We start from the raw sequence: 20,125 nt of genomic DNA on the forward strand, positions 1-20,125 counted from the left end.
GCCATGTCAAGTGTGATTTCCACAACTTGGTTTCGTTTAACAGAACTTATCTTTTGGAGATGATTGATCACTGTCTCGGCTTTTGTCCCTGCTACTATTGCTCCTTTTTGACCTTTAGCAGCTTTATTTGTCACCACAGTATAGAGTTCGCTTATTGATAAATTGACTTCATCAATAGATAAATATTGCCCCATATTTTCGGGGAATAATAACCATTCACTAGATTGCTGTCTTTGATTCCAGGTAGTAAAATTACTGAGATGTTTTTTATATTGTCGTTGTAGTTTCTTTCCGTTGATTCCAAAGAAGAAGTCAATAGTTTGACAATCATTTGCTTTAGTATCTATTAATCTCTTTTAAAAAATCCGCAAATTCTTGAGTCATGCGGGTTCCTTGTGCTATACTATTCCAATCACGTTTAATTATTGCTTGAGATTCTTTATCAGTCCATCTTCGTCGTTTAATATGTAAATAAACCGAATTACTTCTCAAAGTGAAATCTTGAATAGTGATTTCATTTAAGGATCTTTTAGGAATAAGTTGATGATTGTGATGTTCTTTTGGAAGTTGTACCTTTTCTCTCCGAAGTAGAGTTGTGTTTTCTCTTGTTCAATCTAGGTTTCAATAAAGTCAAAGTTTTACGGTTAATTAAGTAACTATGATTTTCAGCAGTTCTAGATACTTTTTTAAGACTTATTTTTTAACGGTACATCCCGGAAATATGTGTCTCTTCAATTTTTGAGATTGATCTAAATAAAGCCAACTACAGTTCAATATTAGGCTGTATATCTATTAACTAAAAAAGGCTTATACATAAATAATTGTATAAGCCTTTTTTTAAATTATAACGACAGTTTTTTAAGAGAACCATCTTTTTGACCAGTGTTTTTTTACAGGCTCTATATCTTCTCCATAACCATAGCCATAACCATAGTTAAAATTAGCTTTGCCTTGCATTCCATTTAATACATAAACAACGTTTTTTAATTTATTTTTGACCATTAAATCAGTCGAATATCGAATTAACTGTTTCTCTGTATAGTTATAACGGGTTGTATAGACTGTTAAATCAACTAAATTAGAAATTAGAAATGTATCATTAACATAGATTGTAGGCGCTGAATCTATAATAATGTAATCGTATTCTTTCTTAGCTTCATTCAACAACGTCTCTAACCTACCATTTGAGAGTAAATTTGATGAATTAGGAGGGATGATACCTGTAAACAATAGGTGTAAATCATTATTGTATGGATTTTTTGTGACTAATAGGTCTTTCCAATTAGTATCAATTTCATGCAAATAAGTAGACAAACCTTTATTATTATCTTCCATATAGAAAGCTTCTTTAAGTTTTGGCTTCCTCATATCCGCACCTATAATCAATACCTTTTTATTATAACTCGCTAATGCCAAAGATAAATTAGAAGAGATATATGTTTTTCCCTCTCCTTTTATTGAAGAGGTTACCAATATCACTTTTCCTAATTTGTTTTCATTAAGTGGTAACGAAAAGTTAATGTTGGAGGATAAAATTCTGAAAATTTCAGAGTGTATCGAACGCTCGTCTTTGTTTTTAAAGATTGGTTTATCTTCAAAATAAGGGATTTCAGCGACAACTGGAATGTTTGAAATTTGAAATTCAACTTCATCTTTAGATTTTATTTTGGTATCAAAAGTGAAATATAGATATAGTCCGCAAAATGGTAATAGCAGGCCTAACATTAGTGCTATAAGATAAAAATTAGATTTCTTTGGTGAAATAGGGTTTTTACTTCCATTTGCAAAATCAATTACTTTTAGAGAGGGTGAGGTAATTGCAAAAGCGATAGCCGACTCTTCTCTTTTTTGTAATAATAATAAATATAGTTCTTCTTTAATTTTTTGTTGTCGTTCAATTCCTCTTAGAAATTGTTCATCACTAGGGATTTTAGTAATCAGTCTATTAGCGTTATTGAACTCTTTTTCCTGTTGGGACAGACTAATTTTTAATTGCTTAGAATAGGTTGAAATTGATTGTTTGATATTGTTTTTTACCATTCCTATTTTGGAATCTAATCCTATTAAAGTTGGATTTTGGCTTCCAGCTGTTTTAAATAATTTATCACGTTCAATCACTAAAACATTGAATTCCGCGATTAATGTGTTGATAATTTCATTTTCCAGTCCTAGATTGGCAGGCAGAATGTTGGTCATGTTTTTGTCATCAATGGCATCTTTTAATAAATTGGATAGCGCTAATTGAGTTTCTACTTTAAAAAGTTCTGATTCTGATGCCGCCTTTTTTTCCATGTCCAAAGTAACATCCGCCTGAATAAAACTTAAATTATTAGATTGTTTAAATTGTTTCTTTTTATTCTCAATACTGTCTAGTTCTAGGCTTAGATATTTGAAACGGTCATGAATAAAATCAATGGTTCTTTTAGAGACTAACTGTCGGTCGTTGATACCATCTTCATTAAATATTTCAATGATTTTATTAACAACAGCTACTGATTTTTCAAAATTCTCATCTTCTATACCTACTATTAATATTTCGCTGTCACTTTTTCCATTCGTAGTCACATTTAATTTATCGGAAAGCATATTAACAGCACTTTTAGTCGGTATAATAGCTACACGGTAGGCTAATTCACTATTGATATTATCGTAATTAGGGTTGGGTTTAATTTGAATTTTTTGGTTATTAATTTTTGTAGTGGCATATTGACCTTTTACCTCAATCGTTTTTCCGTCAGTCTTTATAGTATATCCTTGTTTGGTTATTTCAATCTGAAATTCAATGGGTGGAAAATCTTTATTTTCTAATGGTTTTATTATGATAGGGATATTCCATAATTCAGTATTAACAAACTTTCCCTCATGGTAATATTTCGTCGTTAAATTTAAATCACTTACTACCGGCTCTAAAATTTTCCTGGAGGTAATCACTTCAATTTCATTATCTAAGTTCACTTTTGAACCAGACCACAAATCTGCGGCATCCTTAGGCATAAGGGAGGTTTTACTGTCATCCAGAATTTTTATTTTAGATTCAATACTATAGATATTCTTAGTATATCTTAAGTAAATAGTCATGGAGACGAGTGCTATAAAGGTCGTCACGGCAAATAATTTCCAATACTTTAAATATTTGAAGACTAAATTTTTTGTTGCAATTTGATTGTCAAAACCGAATTCATTTTCCATTAATTTAAAATTTGATAAGTAAAAAACTTGTTAACAATATAGACACTATTGAAAGTAAAGCACTAGGACTTGAGATCAGTCCGGCAGATTTAATCTTAGCCTCGTTTGGATTTACAATGATTACATCGTTTGGTTTGATATAGTAATAGGGTGAGCTAAACCAATCGGTTGACGTCAGATCAATATGAATGATTTTTTTTTCATCGTTTTCTTGACGAATCAGCATGATGTCATTTCTCCTTCCGTTAATAGTAAGATCGCCAGCTAATCCTATGACTTGTAATAAGGTTATATTTTTTTCTGTAAAATTGTAAGTACCAGGCGTGTTCACTTCTCCTAAAACAGTTATTTTTGAATTTAATAATCGAACAACTACAGTTGGGTTTTTCAAATGCCCTTGTGTAATTAATTTATTGGTCAAAAATAATTCTAGTTCTTCAGTTGATTTATCGATTACTGTGATAAGTCCTAATACAGGCAAAGTGATTTTTCCAGAATTATCTACTAAATAACCTACATCTGTAATAGAGGCTAAATTGTAGGGTGCTGAAGATTCAATATCTAAAGAATAAATTTTGACACTTAAGATGTCATCAATATTGATGTTTTTATCGATTCTGATTGCTTGCTGGTAATTCTTTTGCTCCGAATTTTGAAAGTACAATATATCCTTTTTTGTAGAACAAGAAAAAAAAGTATTAGTGACTATAAAGACGAGTAGTAATTTAAGACTAGTTGACATCGCTTTTTGTTTCATTATATTTAATTTGGTGTATTATAGTTTAAAGTCATAATGTAATGTTGGAAATATTTATAGTCAATATTACATTATAAATATCAAATTTAATGATTCTTCAATTTTAAATTTGCGACAAAAGTAGTACAAATTAAACCGAGATTGTTTTAAAAGTAATAAGTGTATTAAATGATGGGATAAGTGGTTTTGGTTTTGGTAAAGTAAATCAAACAATAGAAGAATTACATCCCACGTTTTATGTTAATTATTAATTTATAGATTTTAAAAAAAAAGCTTATTTTTTTGTAGTTAAATTATTGCAGTTTAGTTGTTTATGTATATCTTATTTGAACCTAGTGTTTTTATTTTAGTGATGGAGTTAATTTTAATAAATTTCATTTTACTGTAGTATCCAAGTTATTGTTATTTATATAAATTACCAATGTATTTATGATTCAACGGATAAACTTAATAAAATAACTCATATCAATTTCAAAATTGATTATGTGGTTTTTTTTTACAGCGTTAATTAGTATCCTAATCAAATCAACATAATTGGATGTTAAAAAGGGTTCGATTATATTAATACTCTTGAATTAGGATAAATTAGTCGAGAACTTTTGAGATATTTATTAATAACTCGTCATAGGTTTTTTATTTGTTGGTTTAGCATTAATTATTAAAATGATCCTTTCATTTGTATACAATTTGAAAGGTTGTATTTAAAAATGGGATTAAGATAAAAGAGTTATCCTATTTAACTATTTTTTGTATTGAGGTAGGAATGCGCATTCGATTTGTTGTACTGTACTCCTGTGTAATTATTTTAATGTGTTTAGGAGTTATGCTCGTTTGATTTTATTCATCAAGGAATTAATGCCTGATTAACGTTTAAAATTTTATTCAAATCGTCTAATTTTCTTTTAGAGACTGGAACAATTTTATTGTTTTCCATTTCACAGTAGCAACCATCAGATTTAATGACGTTCATTAGTTTATCGATACTAATTATATATTTATGGTGAATGCGACAAAATATTTCTGGGTTTAATATTTTTTGAAATTCGCCAAGATTCCTCGTTGCCATTTTAGTGGTTCCATTGTCCAAATGCACGATAGTATATCTACCGTCTGCTTCAAAATGCACAATTTTTTTTGTTTTTATTAATTCAATTTTTTTTGTAGACGTGATAGTTATGAAATTTTGATAATTATTTACCGGTCTCACATTTTCTAAAGTATTCGACTTTTGTTGAATTGTATATATTGTTTTTATTAATGAAATCATGAATTCACCAGTATCTATTGGCAATAATATATAGTCGCTAATATTACATTTTAAAAATTTTAAGGCATGGTTTTCTGAATTACTTAAAATAATTATTTTAGAATTATTTTTAACTTTATTTTTTAGGAAATGTAATGATTCTTCTATGAAATTGGATATATTGATTACAATCAAATGGTAATATTTTGTTTGATATTTTTTATCTGCATCAGTGAATTTATCACAATAATCAATTGTTAAAATAGCATTCGGGATTGTATTTAGTAAAGGGTAAATTTTATTTTCGTCTTTTTTATCGTCTATTATTAATACTGATAAATTCATTCTTTTTTAATTATAGTTATTTATGAAGCTCAATTAAATGTATCGTAATTTTGAAAAGTTTTTGGTCCTTTTTTTATAGAGGAGATTGTTTTTTGTTGGTTATATAGTTAGGTGTTTTTTAACTTTATAGGTCTCATTTTAATGTATTTAAATGGCTAGTAATAGTTGTTACTTTATATTGTTTAATTAATATTAATCGTTCGTTGTATAGCTTCGGTGTTAATTATAAATCAGTTATATATAACATGTACCTTGAAACCTTTAGGCTTAAAGGAATAATTATTTTCGGACTTTTTTTCCCAGTGCGAATCATTCTAACGGATAAAAAATAATCATCAAAACTTAATTATAATAAATAGTTTTATGATTTTAAATGCTTAAAACATTTGTTACTGTGATGTAATGTCAACTCTTGTTGTTGCTCAACAACGAATTGGTCTGCCAAATATAATGAAAAACCTTGGTGGTTAAGACGATTATTAGTACATCAATTTATTTTAAAAATGATTTATTTTATATAAATACAATTTATTATGATGGTACTGCATTAGATTTGTTAAAATTGATCGCCTAATATTTGTGTGTTTTTTTTCTTTCAAATATATAAGTAGTAGTGATTTTTATTTTTTAGCACTTATAGTAATTAAGATGACAGTTATTTTTAAAACTACTACATTTAATCAAATAATAGCTATTGTTTAGTTATTGGTTTTATTATATGTTAATTTCGCGCCAATTGTTTTAATATATAATAATGTTGTGATTCGTAATTTATTCTACACTTAAACTGGGGGAAAAGTTGTTTAGATATTTACAAAGAATTGGTAATGAACTGTATTGCCCGATGATTTTCAAAACGATATAATGGACTGATGCGAAGAAATCACTTGAAGTGCCTTTAGTTAAATACTATTTTTTTTGTATAAATTTCTAATAAGGTGAAAATGTTTTTTTTTTTTAACTCAGGAATGATAAGGTGGAAATTATAAACGTTGTTGGGTATTTAAGATCGATAATGCGTCTAGGTTACTGATTTACTAAGTCTTTTTTAAGTTTCGTTGTTGAAATAATTGTAGTTATTTTTAATTATTTGAAAGTGTTTTTTTATTAATGTTTCACAAATGTGATTCATTTGGCGGAGCCGTTGTAAAAACAGCCTAAAATGGCTGTTTTGTCCCTGAATTTCATCATAAATAAGTATTAGATTACTTACTTATTAATCTAGATTTTTAATTGAATTCAAATATGATATAAGCGTTTATATAAAATTATTAAAAATGTAATTTTTATATAAAAAAAAAAGAGACCTCTAACTATAGATGCTTTTATTTCTTTTTTAATAGATCAAATCGTTCGGCTGTCATTCAGTAAATGCTTGCTCGAACTATTAATGGAAGATGGGATTAAGAAAAGAAGCTTTTACTTAGAACTCTTTTAAAGAGTAGTTTTATAAAACATATTAATTACAATGTCAAATACTATAAAACACGAACAACGAATAATAAAATATGACTACACAAGCAAAAGTGGCATTTATTACAGGGGTTACAGGTCAAGATGGAGCTTATTTAAGTGAATTTTTATTAAAAAAAAGGATATATTGTTCACGGATTAAAAAGACGTTCTTCTTTATTTAACACTGATAGAATTGACCATTTGTATCAAGATCCACATGTGGACAACCGTAATTTCTTTTTACATTATGGGGACATGACCGATAGTACTAATTTAATTCGTTTAATCAAAGAGATAGCACCGGACGAAATTTATAATTTGGCAGCGATGAGTCACGTTGCAGTTTCATTCGAAACTCCCGAATATACTGGTAATGCAGATGGATTGGGAACATTGCGTATTCTTGATGCAGTACGTTTGTTAGGACTGGAGAGAAAGACCCGTATTTACCAAGCTTCTACTTCTGAGTTGTACGATAAAGTACAGGAAGTACCGCAATCAGAAACGACTCCTTTTTATCCACGTTCCCCTTATGCAGTAGCTAAGATGTATGCGTTTTGGATTACAGTAAATTATAGAGAGGCTTACGGTATGTATGGCTGTAATGGAATTTTGTTTAACCATGAATCACCTATTCGCGGGGAAACTTTTGTAACCCGTAAAATAACCAGAGCGACTTCTAGAATTGCTCTAGGATTACAAGATAAATTTTACTTAGGAAATCTAGATGCTAAACGAGACTGGGGACATGCCAAAGATTACGTTCGTATGATGTGGATGATTTTACAGGCGGAAGAAGCAGAGGACTGGGTTATCGCTACAGGGACAACCACTCCAGTTAGAGAGTTTGTTAGAATGAGTTTTGCTGAAGTAGGAATTGAATTAGAGTTTACAGGAGTAGGAGTTGATGAGAAAGCATTTGTTAAAGCATGCAACAACCCTGAATTCCAAATAGAAATTGGAAAAGAAGTTCTTGCAGTTGATCCTAAATATTTCAGACCAACGGAAGTTGATTTATTAATAGGGGACCCTACAAAAGCAAAAACAAAGTTAGGTTGGGAATGTAAATACGACTTGGCTGATTTAGTAAAAGACATGATGCAATCCGACCTTAAATTGATGAAGAAAGATCAGTTTTTAAAGGATAATGGATACACAACACTCAATTATTTTGAATAAGAAAATCTTTTTAAGTAACGATTTATTGAAGTTACAGTTTTACCAATGCTAAATAAAATAAAATCACATCCACAGTATGATAAAGTACTTCATTGGGGGAAATTAATTAGCATTACGGGTTCTGCTCAAATCATAGTACAAGCTGTAGGTTTTCTATCGGGGATTTTGATTATACGCTTATTACCAATTGAAGAATATGCTCTGTATACTTTGGCTAATACCATGTTAGGAACCATGACTGTTTTGGCTGATGGAGGAATATCTACAGGTGTAATGTCTCAAGGTGCTAAAGTATGGCAAGACAAAGAAAAGTTAGGTGCAGTTTTAGCAACAGGACTAGATTTAAGACGTAAGTTTGCTATAGGAAGCCTGATAATTGCTAGTCCCATATTAATTTACTTATTATTGCATAATGGTGCTTCTGAGTTGACTACTTTTCTTATTGTAATTTCTTTAGTCCCTGCTTTTTTCGCAGCTTTATCCGATTCATTATTGGAAATTGTACCAAAATTACATCAGGATATTTTACCTTTACAAAAAAATCAGGTTTTGGTAGGACTGGGGCGACTCTTACTTACTGTATTAACTGTATTTATTTTTCCTTGGACTTTTGTTGCCATATTAGCTAGTGGTTTATCTCGTATTTATGGAAATATTAAATTACGTAAAATAGCATATAAATTTGTTGATATAAAGCAACAATCAGATCCAGTAATACAGAAAGATATTTTACAAATGGTGAAAAGGATTTTACCCGGAGCCATCTATTTTTGTGTTTCAGGTCAAATAACGATCTGGTTGATTTCTTTTTTTGGAAACTCTAGTTCGGTTGCGCAACTAGGTGCCTTAGGGCGGTTGTCAATGTTACTTTCACTTTTAAGTGTTTTGATAGGGACATTAATTATACCACGTTTTGCACGGTTATCAGAAAACAGGAATCTTCTATTAAAGCATTATTTTCAGATTATGTTACTCTTGTTTTTGTTTATGATTGTTATTGTTGCAATTGTTTATATTTTTCCAGATCAAATATTATGTGTGTTAGGGAAAAATTATTTGGGACTACAGCGGGAATTTCTATTGAGTATAATTGGAAGCTATTTTAACCTTATAGCAGGTGTTTATTTTTCGCTTTATACTAGTAGGGGATGGGCAATTAATCCTCTGTTTTCAATTACAATTAGCTTAATGGCTGTAGTTATTGGTGCATTTTTATTTAATGTATCAACTTTATATGGAGTGTTAATTTTTAATATTTTTATAGCTATAACTCAGGTAGTTATAAATAGTGGTTATTGTCTAAAAAAAATAATATTTAATAAATGAAATCAGTAGTTTGTACCCTTTTTGAAGGGAATTACCATCATGGTGTTGCAGTTTTAATAAATTCTTTATTCAAAAATGGATTTCGAGGTGAAGTTTGTGTAGGTTATCGTGGAGAACTTCCAGAATGGACATGTAAAGCAGATAAAAATATTGATTTGAAATGGGAAAATGCCAGCCGATTAATTATAACAGATGACTTAATTGTAAATTTCTTACCTATTACTTTTGATTATCATATGACAAATTATAAACCTGATTTTATTATAGAATTATGGAATAGTATTGCTTATGATGCAGATGCAATATTTTATTTTGATCCAGATATTATTATTAAGTGTAATTGGAGTTTTTTTGAAAATTGGGTAGATCATGGTGTTGCATTAGTTCATGAAATTAGTTCTAATGACATGCCTATTAATCATCCTATCCGTGGTATGTGGAAGGGAATAATAGAAGATAATAATGAGAAAGTATGTAATGATGTTACATCATATATAAATGCGGGTTTTGTTGGATTAAGGAAAAAAAACATTCAATTTGTTGAGAAATATTCTAAATTCGTACATCTTTCTAAAAATAAGTATAATGTAGATGTCATAAATTTAAATTTCACTAGCAGGACTGATCCTTTTTCCGCAAAAGATCAAGATGCTTTGAATATTGCAGCGATGTGTTGTTCTGTACCCTTATCTGAAATGGGGCCAGAAGCAATGGATTTTATTCATGGTGGTTTTACAATGTCACATGCAATTGGTAGGTCTAAACCATGGAATAAATCTTTTGTTTTATCGGCTTTAAAAGGAATACCTCCTTCTTTGCCTGATAAAGTTTTTTGGCAAAATGTGGGAGAACCTATAGTTACTTTTGAAAAAAGAATAACCAAATTAAAAATTTTAAGTATTAAAATAGCTTCTTTTATTGGTCGTTTTTATAGAAAAAACTAATTATGAAAAGATTTTTTTCTGAATTTCGCTTATATATTTGTAATCATTTGATTTGTCATATTCCAAGTCATAGAGTTAGACTTTGGTTTTATAAAAACATAATGGATTTTCACATAGGTAAAGGAAGTACTATTTTTATGGATTGTAAATTTGATTGTGCAAAAGGGTTAACAATAGGCAATAATTCTGTTATTAATGCAAATTGCCGTCTTGATTCTAGGGGGGGACTAGAAATAGGGAATAATGTCTCCATTTCAGAAGATGTAATCCTTTTAACGGCAGACCATAATGAAGATCTTCTTGGTGTTGTTAATCGCGAAAAAAATGTGTATATTGATGATTATGTGTGGATTGGTACACGAGCAATGATTTTACCAGGAGTAAATATTAATAAAGGTGCCATTATAGCGGCAGGTTCCGTTGTTACTAAGAATGTAGAAGCACTTGTAGTTGTGGGTGGGATTCCAGCAAAATTTATTAAAATTCGCCCTGAAAAATTTGATTATACAGCAAATTATAAACGCTTATTCCAATAGGTTTTAAATGAAGTTTACTTATTTTACTCAGCAATCATTTTTTGTTCTTCGATTTAGATATTTAAAAAAAATAGCTAGTTTTTTTAGAAAAAAGCTATTGCAAATACAGGGGATGAGAATTGCAACTGGTGTAAATGTCCCTAAAATTTATACTACTTGGCCACACAAAGTTTTTCTAGGCAAAAATTGTATTTTGGAACACAATATTAATTTTAAATATGATGGTATTTGGTCTAAAGAACCCTCTATTATAATCGAGAATGATGTTTTTTTAGGTTTTGGATGTGAATTTAATATTAGTAGTAAAATTGAAATAAAACAATTTGCAATGATTGCTTCAGGTTGTAAATTTATAGACCACGATCATGGTATTGCACTTGATTCAGTGATGAATGGACAAAGCCCAATTGAAAAACCTATTGTGATTGAAGAGTATGTTTGGTTAGGATGTAATGTTATTGTGCTGAAAGGGGTAAATATAGGGAAAGGAGCTGTTGTTGCTGCAGGGGCTGTTGTTACTAAAAGTATTCCTTCAAATGAAATTTGGGCTGGTGTACCAGCAAAAAAAATTGGTAAACGAAAATAAATAAGAGTTTATAATATGCGAATTTTAACTTTAAGCAATTGTCCATTAGAGGAGTCTCAAGGCTCTGGATATGTAATATTAAATACAGCTAGATGTTTAGTAGACCAAGGTCATGAAGTTGATTTAGTTTCTGAGGAAGAGATTATCGTGTTTAAATTTTTAAAAAGCAGAGCTAGAATTTATAGAATTATGCTTGGTATGGCTTGGTGGTTAATTACACATAAAATAAAAAAATATGACCTTTTTATTTTTTATGGTGCTGAATCATTTTTAGCAGTTTTCTTGTTGAAAAAGTTATTTAGAACGAAATCCTTGTTGATATTGCATTCTAATGGTTTGGAGTTAATGGTAAGTGATAATATAAAAAAACATAGAATTAACCAAGAAAAGAAAAAATGGTTTCATTTTGATTTGTCCATGTCCTATAAGTATTGTTATAATACTGTTGATAAAATTATAACAGTGTCAAAATCTGAAAAAGAATTTGCTATAAATAGATTAGGATTGAAAAGTGATAAAGTATTTTATAATAACCTCGCTTTACCAGCTATTTATTTTGAAACAGAAATCACTAATGAAAAACAAGATATTATAGCATATTGTGGTAGATGGACAATTGACAAAGGTGCGCCAGCTATGGCTGAAGCAATAAATTCGGTATTAAAAAAACATTCAAATTATAGATTTAGGATGATTGGGGTCGGTGAAAATTTTGTTGTAAGCGATTTTTTCTGTGATGAAGTTAAAGAACAAATTGAAATCATATCATTTGTTGAGGATAAAGTTTTGCTTATGAATTTATATAGCGAATGCTCAATATTCTTATTTCCCTCACTTACTGAAAGCTTTGGTTTAGTAGTTGTTGAAGCAATGTATTGTGGTTGTGCAGTAGTTTGCGGGCCAACAGGATATGCAGCAGAAATCATAAATAAAAAAGAAGGAATAATATTAAATAAAATCAGTAAAGAAAATATCATTAAGGCACTAGATTTATTTATCTGTAATGAGAAGTTTAGGAAGGAAGTAGCTTTCAATGGTCAACAAAAGGTCAGTGAATTGACTTGGAGTAATTATTCTATTCGACTTAATAGTATAATGAAAACGGTTTAGTTTTTAGAATGTTTTCCTTGTCAAATTATCATATTTATATCGGATAACAGGTGCAGTTGATACAAAAGCAATTCCTTCAAATGAAATTTGGGCAGGAGTTCCCGCAAAAAAAAATAGGTGAACGAAAATAAAATATTTTTAAACATGCAAATTTTAACTTTAAGTAATTGCCCATTAGAAGAATCTCAAGGATCTGGATATGTTATCTTAAATACCACTAGATGTTTAGTTAAGCAGGGACATCAGGTTGATTTAGTTTCAGATGAAGAAATTTTAGTATTTAAGTTCTTGAAAAGTAGAGCTAGAATTTATAGAATTATGCTTGGTATGGCGGTTAATTACACATAAAATTAAACAATATGATCTTTTTATTTTTTATGGTGCAGAATCATTTTTAGCAGTTTTTTTATTAAAAAAGATATTTAGAACCAAATCCTCAATAATTTTACATTCTAACGGTTTAGAACTATTAGTGAGTGAAAATTTAAAGAATAATAGTATAAATGAAGAAAAGAACAAATGGTTTCATTTTGATTTATCCTTTTTTTTTATGTATTGTTATACTTCAGTTGATAAAGTTATAACAGTTTCAAAATCTGAGTGTAATTTTCTTATAAATAATTTAGGTCTGGATAATAAAAAGGTATTTTATAATAACCTCGCATTACCCGAAGTTTATTTCAATAATGGAATTCCTTTTCAAAGTGAAAATATTATTACGTATTGTGGTTCTTGGATAAGTAGAAAAGGTATTTATCCAATGGTAGAGGCTATGAAAATAATTTTGCAAAAACATAAAAATTATAAATTTAGAATTATTGGAGTTGGGGAAAATTTTGAGGTTCTAGAATGTTTTAGTGATTTCTTAAATCAAATAGAAGTAATACCCTTTGTTGAGGATAAAAAAGAATTAATGAATTTATATGGACAATCTTCTATTTTTTTATTTCCATCCCTAAGTGAAAGTTTTGGTTTAGTAGTAGCAGAAGCCATGTATTGTGGTTGTGCTTTAATTTCAGGACCAACGGGTTATGCTGCAGAGATTATAAATGGACAATAAGGAATAATATTGAATAAAATAAGTAAAGAAACTATTGTTAATGCATTAGATTTATTGATTGAAAACAAAGAATTTAGGGAGGATTTAGCTTTCAATGGCAAACAAAAAGTTAGTGAATTAACTTGGGAGAATTACTCTATTATGCTTAATTCTATAATTAAAACTATTTTATTTTTTTATAAAAATATTATAATTGATCACCAAATAATATCTATTATTTGAGACTTTACGTAGTACATATCTTAATATTATACTTTGCATTTCTTAGGGTGATTTTGTGTAAATCTGCTTGCGAGTTGAATTTTATGTAAACAGATGAAGCTTTAATAAGGCAATAAAAAATTTTATTCAAAATTATATTAACTACAATATTAAAAAAAAAAAACATTTTCTAATTCAGTTCCAATTTAATGATTCCAATTTATAAAAGATTACTATATTCGATAGGTTTGTTTTTTACTAAAACGACTCCTGTCTCATCTGAGGGACTTAGTGTAATTATTTTTAGTAAAGATAGACCAATGCAATTGGACGCTTTGTTACGATCAATAAAACATTGTGTCAGTGGAGAGTTCCAGGTAACAGTACAATGGCAAACGTCTTCTCTTAATTTTGAAAAAGCTTATGGAGAAGTTTTAGAAAAAAATGCTGATTTAATTTTTGAACACGTAAAAGAGAAAAATTTTAGAGAAGATTTAATAGAAGTTATACAAGGAGTTGAATTTTCACGATTGATGTTTCTAGTTGATGATATTTTATTTATCAATCCTTTTTCTATATCATGGTTAAATGACATTAATTTAAAAAAAAATGTGCCAAGTATCCGGTTATGGTCCGGTATAAACTACACACAGCCTAGTGACTCTATAAGTCCAGCACCTACATTATATCCTTTTTCAGTTAAACCTTGGTCTTTCTTTTCTTGGATAAAATCTTCTGGTTATTGGTCTATGCCACTATCCGTAGACGGAAATATCTTTCATACTAAAGAAATTTTATTTTTATTAAAAAGAGCTCAGTTTAAAGCGCCAAATACCTTAGAAAAAGCTTTAGGCCCTTATAGGTTTATGTTTAAATATCGCAATGGAATTTGTTTACAGTACCCAGTACTAATAAATTTCGCACTAAATCGTGTTAATATTGAAAATAGCGATTTTCCTTGTGGTGAAGAGTATACTTCTGAGAAATTGCTCGAGTTTTGGAACTTAGGCCGACGAATTGATATTGAAGCTATGAAAGCTATAGAATCTAATAGTTGTCATATTGTTTGTGATCCTATTTTTATAGATTCAAATAATTAGATTTATGAAGATTTTATTTTTATGTAGTTCTATTGAATCTGGCAAAGACGGTGTAGGTGATTATACAAAACATCTTTGTGGTGCTTTAATTAAAAAAGGTCATCAAGTAGCTATAGTAGCTTTATGTGACAAACATATTGAAGGCTTAGTAAAAGAAACAATAATCTTAGGGGATTTTTCATTTATAGTGACACGTATTTCAATTAATTCGTTACAGACTCAAAGGTTTGCTTGGACTCAGGAGACTATAAGAGCTTTAAATCCAGATTGGGTGAGTTTACAATTTGTACCTTATGGTTTTAATCCAAAAGGTTTACCATTTTGGTTGCCCTTTTTTTTAAATCGACTTAAAGGAAAATTTCTATGGCATATTATGTTTCATGAGTTATGGATAGGTAGAAAAAAAAATGTTGCATTTAAAAATAAAGTTATCTCCTATTTACAGCAAGTCATTATTAAGCAATTGTTAAAAAAAATGAAGCCACAGGTTATTCATACACATTTACCAGTTTACAAGGATAATTTAGAAAAATTAACATCCAATATAATACCATTACCTCTTTTTTCAAATATTAATCCACCAATTAATTTTTCACAAAACATTTCAGGTAATAACTTTAGATTTGCCTTTTTTAGTCAGGTGGATATAACTACTGAAATTATCCATTTTATAAATGTTTTTAATGTAGGACTTAAAGAACTAGGTTTTTTTCCTGAACTGATCATCATTGGAGGTAATGAAAATATGATGTCAGGATATATAGAAGAATTTAAAAAGAAATGTCCTTTATTAACAACTGTAACTTGTACTGGTTTTTTAGATGATAATGAAATTTCAATTGAGTTGAAAAATTGTAATATAGGGATTACTCCCATACCCCGTCATGCCCTTGGCAAAAGTGGAAGTACAGCTGCTTTTTTAGCACATGGAATTCCAGTTGCGGTACCTATTATTGCAAAAGAATATAGCGAAGAGGGTATTGGATTTTTTGATAAGAATTGGGGTGGTGCAATTATAACCAATCCAAATGTAAACGAAATTAAAAATGCACAAAAAATAGCTCAAAGTTATAAACACATGTTTACTGTAGAACAGATTGGTACTTTTTTTATAAATGATTTATGGTAAAATTCTTTGATGTTAAAACTAGTATATATCTTGATATAGTAAGATTTTTATGTGCGTTTGTTGTGATGGTTACTCATTGTTGTCAAGTTATATTTGAAATGAATTTTAATAGTCATTTTATTGGAGATATACAACACGGAGCTGTCATGATATTTTTTGTTTTATCAGGATATGTAATTGCCTATACTACGACTGTTAAAAAACGAACAATAGTAGAATATACTATTGCACGATTAAGCCGACTATATTCAATATTTTTTCCAGCGATAATATTGACTGTGATATGCGCTTTATTAACTAAGGCAGTAAATCCAAGTTTTTACGAAATTTATAATAATGGGAATGAAATACTTCGCTATATATTAGGCGTATTTTATTTAAATGAAATTTGGTTTTTATCCGCTGCCCCAAGGATGAATGGAGTTATATGGTCACTTGGTTATGAGTTTTGGTTTTATGCTGTATTTGGTATATTCTTTTTTAAGAAAAAGGGATTGAAAGGTTTTTTTTTACCATTTCTAATTTGTTTGTTAGTTGGTCCTAAGATTTTATTAATGATGGTTATTTGGATGTTTGGTTTTCTTGCATTCAGAATACAAAAAATTATAATATCTACTAAATTGTCTTGGTTTTTTGTGTTTGTATTTTTAGTGATATCTATTTTGTGTATGAGTTTTTTTTCTAGTATTCCTTTCAAGTTAGGGACATATCCATTATTTTGGGCAAGTCAATTTATAACGGATTACGTCGTAGGTGTCTTTTTTGGAATCTCAATTTGGTTTCTACCACTTAAGACAAAGAAAGTACAAAGTTCTCAGATCATATTAAAAAACCAAAAAATATTTAGAACCATTGGAGATTTAACCTTTCCTATTTATGTGTTACACTGGCCATTATTAATTTTATTCAAATCTTTAATGCCTATAGGGTTAGGTTTAAATATACAGTTTCTTATAATTAGTTTATCTACCTTTTTAATATGTATTTTTGTTGGGATGTATTTAGAATCAAAAAAGCAATTGTGGTCACTATTATTTAATAGAATTTTATTAAAATTAGTTGGGAAAAAAGATTTTGAGACATGATAGATATAAGATTAATAAGACGTATTAGAATTAAAATTACTACTGGATTTTGGACTGTTTTATTTTATTTTAAGGCAAAAGTTATATGGAAAATTCAAATTGGTAAAAATTGTAAGTTTAATGGTAAAACAATACTTGTTTTGAAAAAAAGAGATTCAATGGTCAAAATAGGTAATTATTGCCGTTTTGTTTCTGAATCGGATAATATTAACCTGATTGGTATAAATAGACCTTGTATTATTAGTACTCATTCTGATCAAGCAGTTATTGAAATAGGGAATAATAGCGGTTTTAGTGGAACAGTAATAGGTTGTTTCAAAAAAATAACTATAGGCAACAATTTTAAAGGAGGGGCAAATACATTTATAACGGATTTTGACTGGCATCAAGAAGATTTACGGAGTGGAGAGCCTAAAGAAGTCCATATTGGGGATGATGTATGGTTAGGTTTAAATGCAATAGTTTTAAAAGGTGTAAGAATTGGTGATAATGTTGTAATAGAGGCAAATAGTGTAGTAACAAAAAATATTCCTCCAAACGCAATAGCTGCTGGAAACCCATGTAAAGTTTTATATATTAAAAATGAAAATATTAATATTGTCACATAAATTTTCTCCTGATATTGGAGGAATTGAAAGTATATCTAAAATGTTCGCTGAAGAGTTTGTAAAGGCAGGTCATGAAGTACGAATAGTAACCCATTCGTTAGATACAGAAAATCAAAAAGGTTCTTACTTAGTATTTCGTCAACCTAAAACTAAAACTCTTTTTAAGCAATTTATTTGGGCCGATGTAGTGCTTGAGAATAATCCTTGTATGCGTTTAGCATGGCCATTGTTTTTTGTTCGACGTCCAAAGGTGACGGGTTTACAGACGTGGATTACTAGTGCTGATGGATCCACGGGGATTACTCACCATATTAAAAGATATTATTTGAATTTTTCGTCTTCAGTTACAGCTTGTAGTTATAGTTTACGGCAGAAGACCTTTTATAAAGCTCTTGTAATTGGGAACCCATACCAACATGAATTATTTAAAATTAAAAAAGAAATAATACGTGATAAACAGTTCGTTTTTTTAGGTAGGTTAGTTTCAGATAAAGGAGCGGATTTAGCAATTAAAGCATTATCTATAATTAATAATAGTAATCGAACTAGTTATTCATTATCGATTATTGGAAGTGGAGAGGAAGAGATAAAATTAAAAAAATTAGTTAAAATTTTAAATTTAGAAAATATAGTTACTTTCTTTGGATCTATGCAAGGTGAAGCTTTGGTAAATACCTTAAACCGTCATGAGTTTTTATTAGTTCCTTCAGTATGGGAAGAACCTTTTGGGATTGTTGCTTTAGAGGGTATGGCATGTGGTTGTTTACCAATAGTTTCAGATGGTGGAGGGTTACCTGATGCAGTTGGTAAAGCGGGTATGATTTTTAAAAGAGGAGATGTTGATGATATGGTTAAAAAAATGCTAAAATTACTTAAAGATCCATTACTTACTGCAACATTAAGAAATGAAATGCCAAAACATTTAACTTTACATACATCAGAAATTGTAGCCAGTAAGTATCTACAATTGCTCAAAATTGCTTTTGAAAGGAAATAAAATGAAAATAATATTATCTCATCCAACAGGAAATGCAAATGTTCGAGCTATCTCCAGTAAATTTGCTTCTCAAAAAATGTTATATCGTTTTTATACTTCTATTGCTTCTTATCCAGGTAATTTTTGGTACTGGTTAGGAGGTTTTACTCCGTTTAGTGAATTGCGACGCAGAACTTTTGATATAGCTTTAGAAACCTATTGTGATACTTTTCCATGGATGGATCTGGGAAGAACGGTTGTTCATAAAGTCGGATTTAGTAAATTATATGAGCATGAAAAAGGTTTTTTTTGTGTAGACAGTGTATATAAAGTAATCGATAAACGTGTTGCTGCTGATTTAATAAAAGCTAAAAAAAATGGAGTTAAAGCTGTGTATGCTTATGAGGATGGAGCATTGGAAACCTTCATAAAAGCTAAAGAGCTAGGATTAATTTGTATTTATGATTTGCCAATTGCCTACTGGGAAACTGGAAGAAAACTCATGCAAGAAGAGGCACAACGCTTGCCAGATTGGGCCAAAACCCTTGGTGGGGGGATACTTGATAGTGAAGTTAAATTAGATCGAAAAAGCAGAGAATTGGAATTAGCTGATGTGGTGATTGGCCCTGGTTCCTTTGTTATTAATTCTTTGCCTGTTTGGTCTGCTGATAAAATTAAGATAGTATCTCCATTTGGTTCACCACAAAATAATTCTAAAAAAAAAATAAGCAATAATAATATTGATAGACCTCTTCGAATTCTTTTTGTTGGTTCAATGGGGCAACGAAAGGGGTTGGGGGATTTATTTGCTGCAATAAATCTACTGAAAGGGGAACAGATTGAGCTTGTGGTTTTAGGTTCTTTGTTGGCTCCAATAGATTTTTATTACTCTCAATTAGCTACTTTTACTCACGAAACAGGGCGTTCTCATGAAGAGGTTTTAAAATTAATGCAAAGTTGTGATGTTTTTTGTCTTCCTTCTATTGTCGAAGGTAGAGCATTAGTTATGCAAGAAGCAATGAGTCAAGGTTTACCTATTATTATAACTCCAAATACAGGGGGAGAAGACTTAGTAATTGAAGGGGAAACAGGTTTCTTAGTTCCAATTCGTTCCCCAAACGCAATTGCTGAGAAAATAAAATGGTTTGTTGATAATAGAGATCAAGTTATTGAAATGGGAGATAAAGCAGCAGAACATGCAGAAAAATATACTTGGAATAATTATAGTACAACTATTACGGAAGAATTAAAAAAGATACTAAAATAGTATTTAAAAGCATTAATATTTTATCA

Annotated in this window: 17 protein-coding genes and 1 pseudogene (1 of these 18 running past the window's edge); 14 read left to right on the forward strand and 4 right to left on the reverse strand. The window is 29.6% G+C overall.

Annotated features, from left to right (window positions below):
- The 4 genes from ABZP37_RS09140 to ABZP37_RS09155 all read right to left on the reverse strand — a co-directional run.
- Nucleotides 1-194: the 5' portion of a transposase gene (locus ABZP37_RS09140; protein WP_366182373.1), read on the reverse strand. It extends 112 nt beyond the left edge of the window; only the first 194 of its 306 coding nucleotides appear in the window; its start codon is at nt 192-194; its stop codon lies off the left edge, out of view.
- A 664-nt stretch (nt 195-858) separates the two neighbouring features.
- On the reverse strand, nt 859-3,189 hold the full coding sequence (locus ABZP37_RS09145) for a polysaccharide biosynthesis tyrosine autokinase (protein WP_366182375.1): 2,331 nt from the start codon (nt 3,187-3,189) through the stop codon (nt 859-861).
- 4 nt (nt 3,190-3,193) lie between these two features.
- Nucleotides 3,194-3,946: a polysaccharide biosynthesis/export family protein gene (locus tag ABZP37_RS09150; RefSeq protein WP_366182377.1), complete on the reverse strand. Its 753-nt coding sequence runs from the start codon at nt 3,944-3,946 to the stop codon at nt 3,194-3,196.
- An 844-nt stretch (nt 3,947-4,790) separates the two neighbouring features.
- Entirely contained in the window at nt 4,791-5,537 is a 747-nt protein-coding gene (locus ABZP37_RS09155; RefSeq protein ID WP_366182379.1) for a LytTR family transcriptional regulator DNA-binding domain-containing protein, read from the reverse strand.
- 1,508 nt (nt 5,538-7,045) lie between these two features.
- On the opposite strand from ABZP37_RS09155, the pseudogene gmd reads away from it, so the two are divergent.
- The 14 genes and pseudogenes from gmd to ABZP37_RS09225 all read left to right on the forward strand — a co-directional run bounded on the left by gmd (nt 7,046) and on the right by ABZP37_RS09225 (nt 20,099).
- Nucleotides 7,046-8,171 (forward strand): annotated as a pseudogene (gene gmd, locus ABZP37_RS09160) (GDP-mannose 4,6-dehydratase).
- Nucleotides 8,172-8,216: 45 nt separating this feature from the next.
- Nucleotides 8,217-9,497: a polysaccharide biosynthesis protein gene (locus ABZP37_RS09165; protein WP_366182381.1), complete on the forward strand. Its 1,281-nt coding sequence runs from the start codon at nt 8,217-8,219 to the stop codon at nt 9,495-9,497.
- A complete protein-coding gene (locus ABZP37_RS09170) occupies nt 9,494-10,441 on the forward strand; it encodes a hypothetical protein (RefSeq protein ID WP_366182383.1) in 948 nt (315 codons plus the stop codon). Before ABZP37_RS09165 ends, ABZP37_RS09170 begins: the two co-directional genes overlap by 4 nt.
- Before the next feature lie 2 nt (nt 10,442-10,443).
- Complete coding sequence (locus ABZP37_RS09175) at nt 10,444-10,977, forward strand: acyltransferase (protein ID WP_366182385.1); 534 nt, start codon at nt 10,444-10,446, stop codon at nt 10,975-10,977.
- A 7-nt stretch (nt 10,978-10,984) separates the two neighbouring features.
- The gene (locus tag ABZP37_RS09180; RefSeq protein ID WP_366182387.1) at nt 10,985-11,563 is read left to right on the forward strand and encodes an acyltransferase; all 579 of its coding nucleotides are present in this window, start codon (nt 10,985-10,987) and stop codon (nt 11,561-11,563) included.
- 15 nt (nt 11,564-11,578) lie between these two features.
- Nucleotides 11,579-12,673: a glycosyltransferase family 4 protein gene (locus ABZP37_RS09185; RefSeq protein ID WP_366182388.1), complete on the forward strand. Its 1,095-nt coding sequence runs from the start codon at nt 11,579-11,581 to the stop codon at nt 12,671-12,673.
- Between the two features lie 117 nt (nt 12,674-12,790).
- Nucleotides 12,791-13,021, forward strand: a complete 231-nt coding sequence (locus tag ABZP37_RS09190; RefSeq protein ID WP_366182390.1) for a hypothetical protein — start codon at nt 12,791-12,793, stop codon at nt 13,019-13,021.
- 124 nt (nt 13,022-13,145) lie between these two features.
- Entirely contained in the window at nt 13,146-13,733 is a 588-nt protein-coding gene (locus tag ABZP37_RS09195) for a glycosyltransferase family 4 protein (protein ID WP_366182392.1), read from the forward strand.
- Between the two features lie 410 nt (nt 13,734-14,143).
- Nucleotides 14,144-15,034, forward strand: coding sequence for a hypothetical protein (locus ABZP37_RS09200; RefSeq protein ID WP_366182394.1), 891 nt, complete (start codon nt 14,144-14,146; stop codon nt 15,032-15,034).
- A gap of 4 nt (nt 15,035-15,038) precedes the next feature.
- Nucleotides 15,039-16,163 carry a glycosyltransferase gene (locus ABZP37_RS09205; RefSeq protein WP_366182396.1) on the forward strand — a complete coding sequence of 375 codons (1,125 nt, stop codon included), beginning with the start codon at nt 15,039-15,041 and terminating at the stop codon, nt 16,161-16,163.
- A complete protein-coding gene (locus ABZP37_RS09210) occupies nt 16,157-17,248 on the forward strand; it encodes an acyltransferase (protein ID WP_366182397.1) in 1,092 nt (363 codons plus the stop codon). The genes ABZP37_RS09205 and ABZP37_RS09210 overlap by 7 nt, the downstream gene beginning before the upstream one ends.
- Nucleotides 17,245-17,856 (forward strand): acyltransferase, encoded by a 612-nt coding sequence (locus ABZP37_RS09215; protein ID WP_366182398.1) that lies wholly within the window; start codon nt 17,245-17,247, stop codon nt 17,854-17,856. Before ABZP37_RS09210 ends, ABZP37_RS09215 begins: the two co-directional genes overlap by 4 nt.
- Nucleotides 17,831-18,853 carry a glycosyltransferase family 4 protein gene (locus ABZP37_RS09220; protein WP_366182399.1) on the forward strand — a complete coding sequence of 341 codons (1,023 nt, stop codon included), beginning with the start codon at nt 17,831-17,833 and terminating at the stop codon, nt 18,851-18,853. Before ABZP37_RS09215 ends, ABZP37_RS09220 begins: the two co-directional genes overlap by 26 nt.
- Entirely contained in the window at nt 18,840-20,099 is a 1,260-nt protein-coding gene (locus tag ABZP37_RS09225) for a glycosyltransferase (RefSeq protein ID WP_366182401.1), read from the forward strand. The genes ABZP37_RS09220 and ABZP37_RS09225 overlap by 14 nt, the downstream gene beginning before the upstream one ends.
- Nucleotides 20,100-20,125 lie beyond the last annotated feature (26 nt).

The organism is Flavobacterium ovatum (genome assembly GCF_040703125.1).
Lineage (GTDB): Bacteria > Bacteroidota > Bacteroidia > Flavobacteriales > Flavobacteriaceae > Flavobacterium > Flavobacterium ovatum.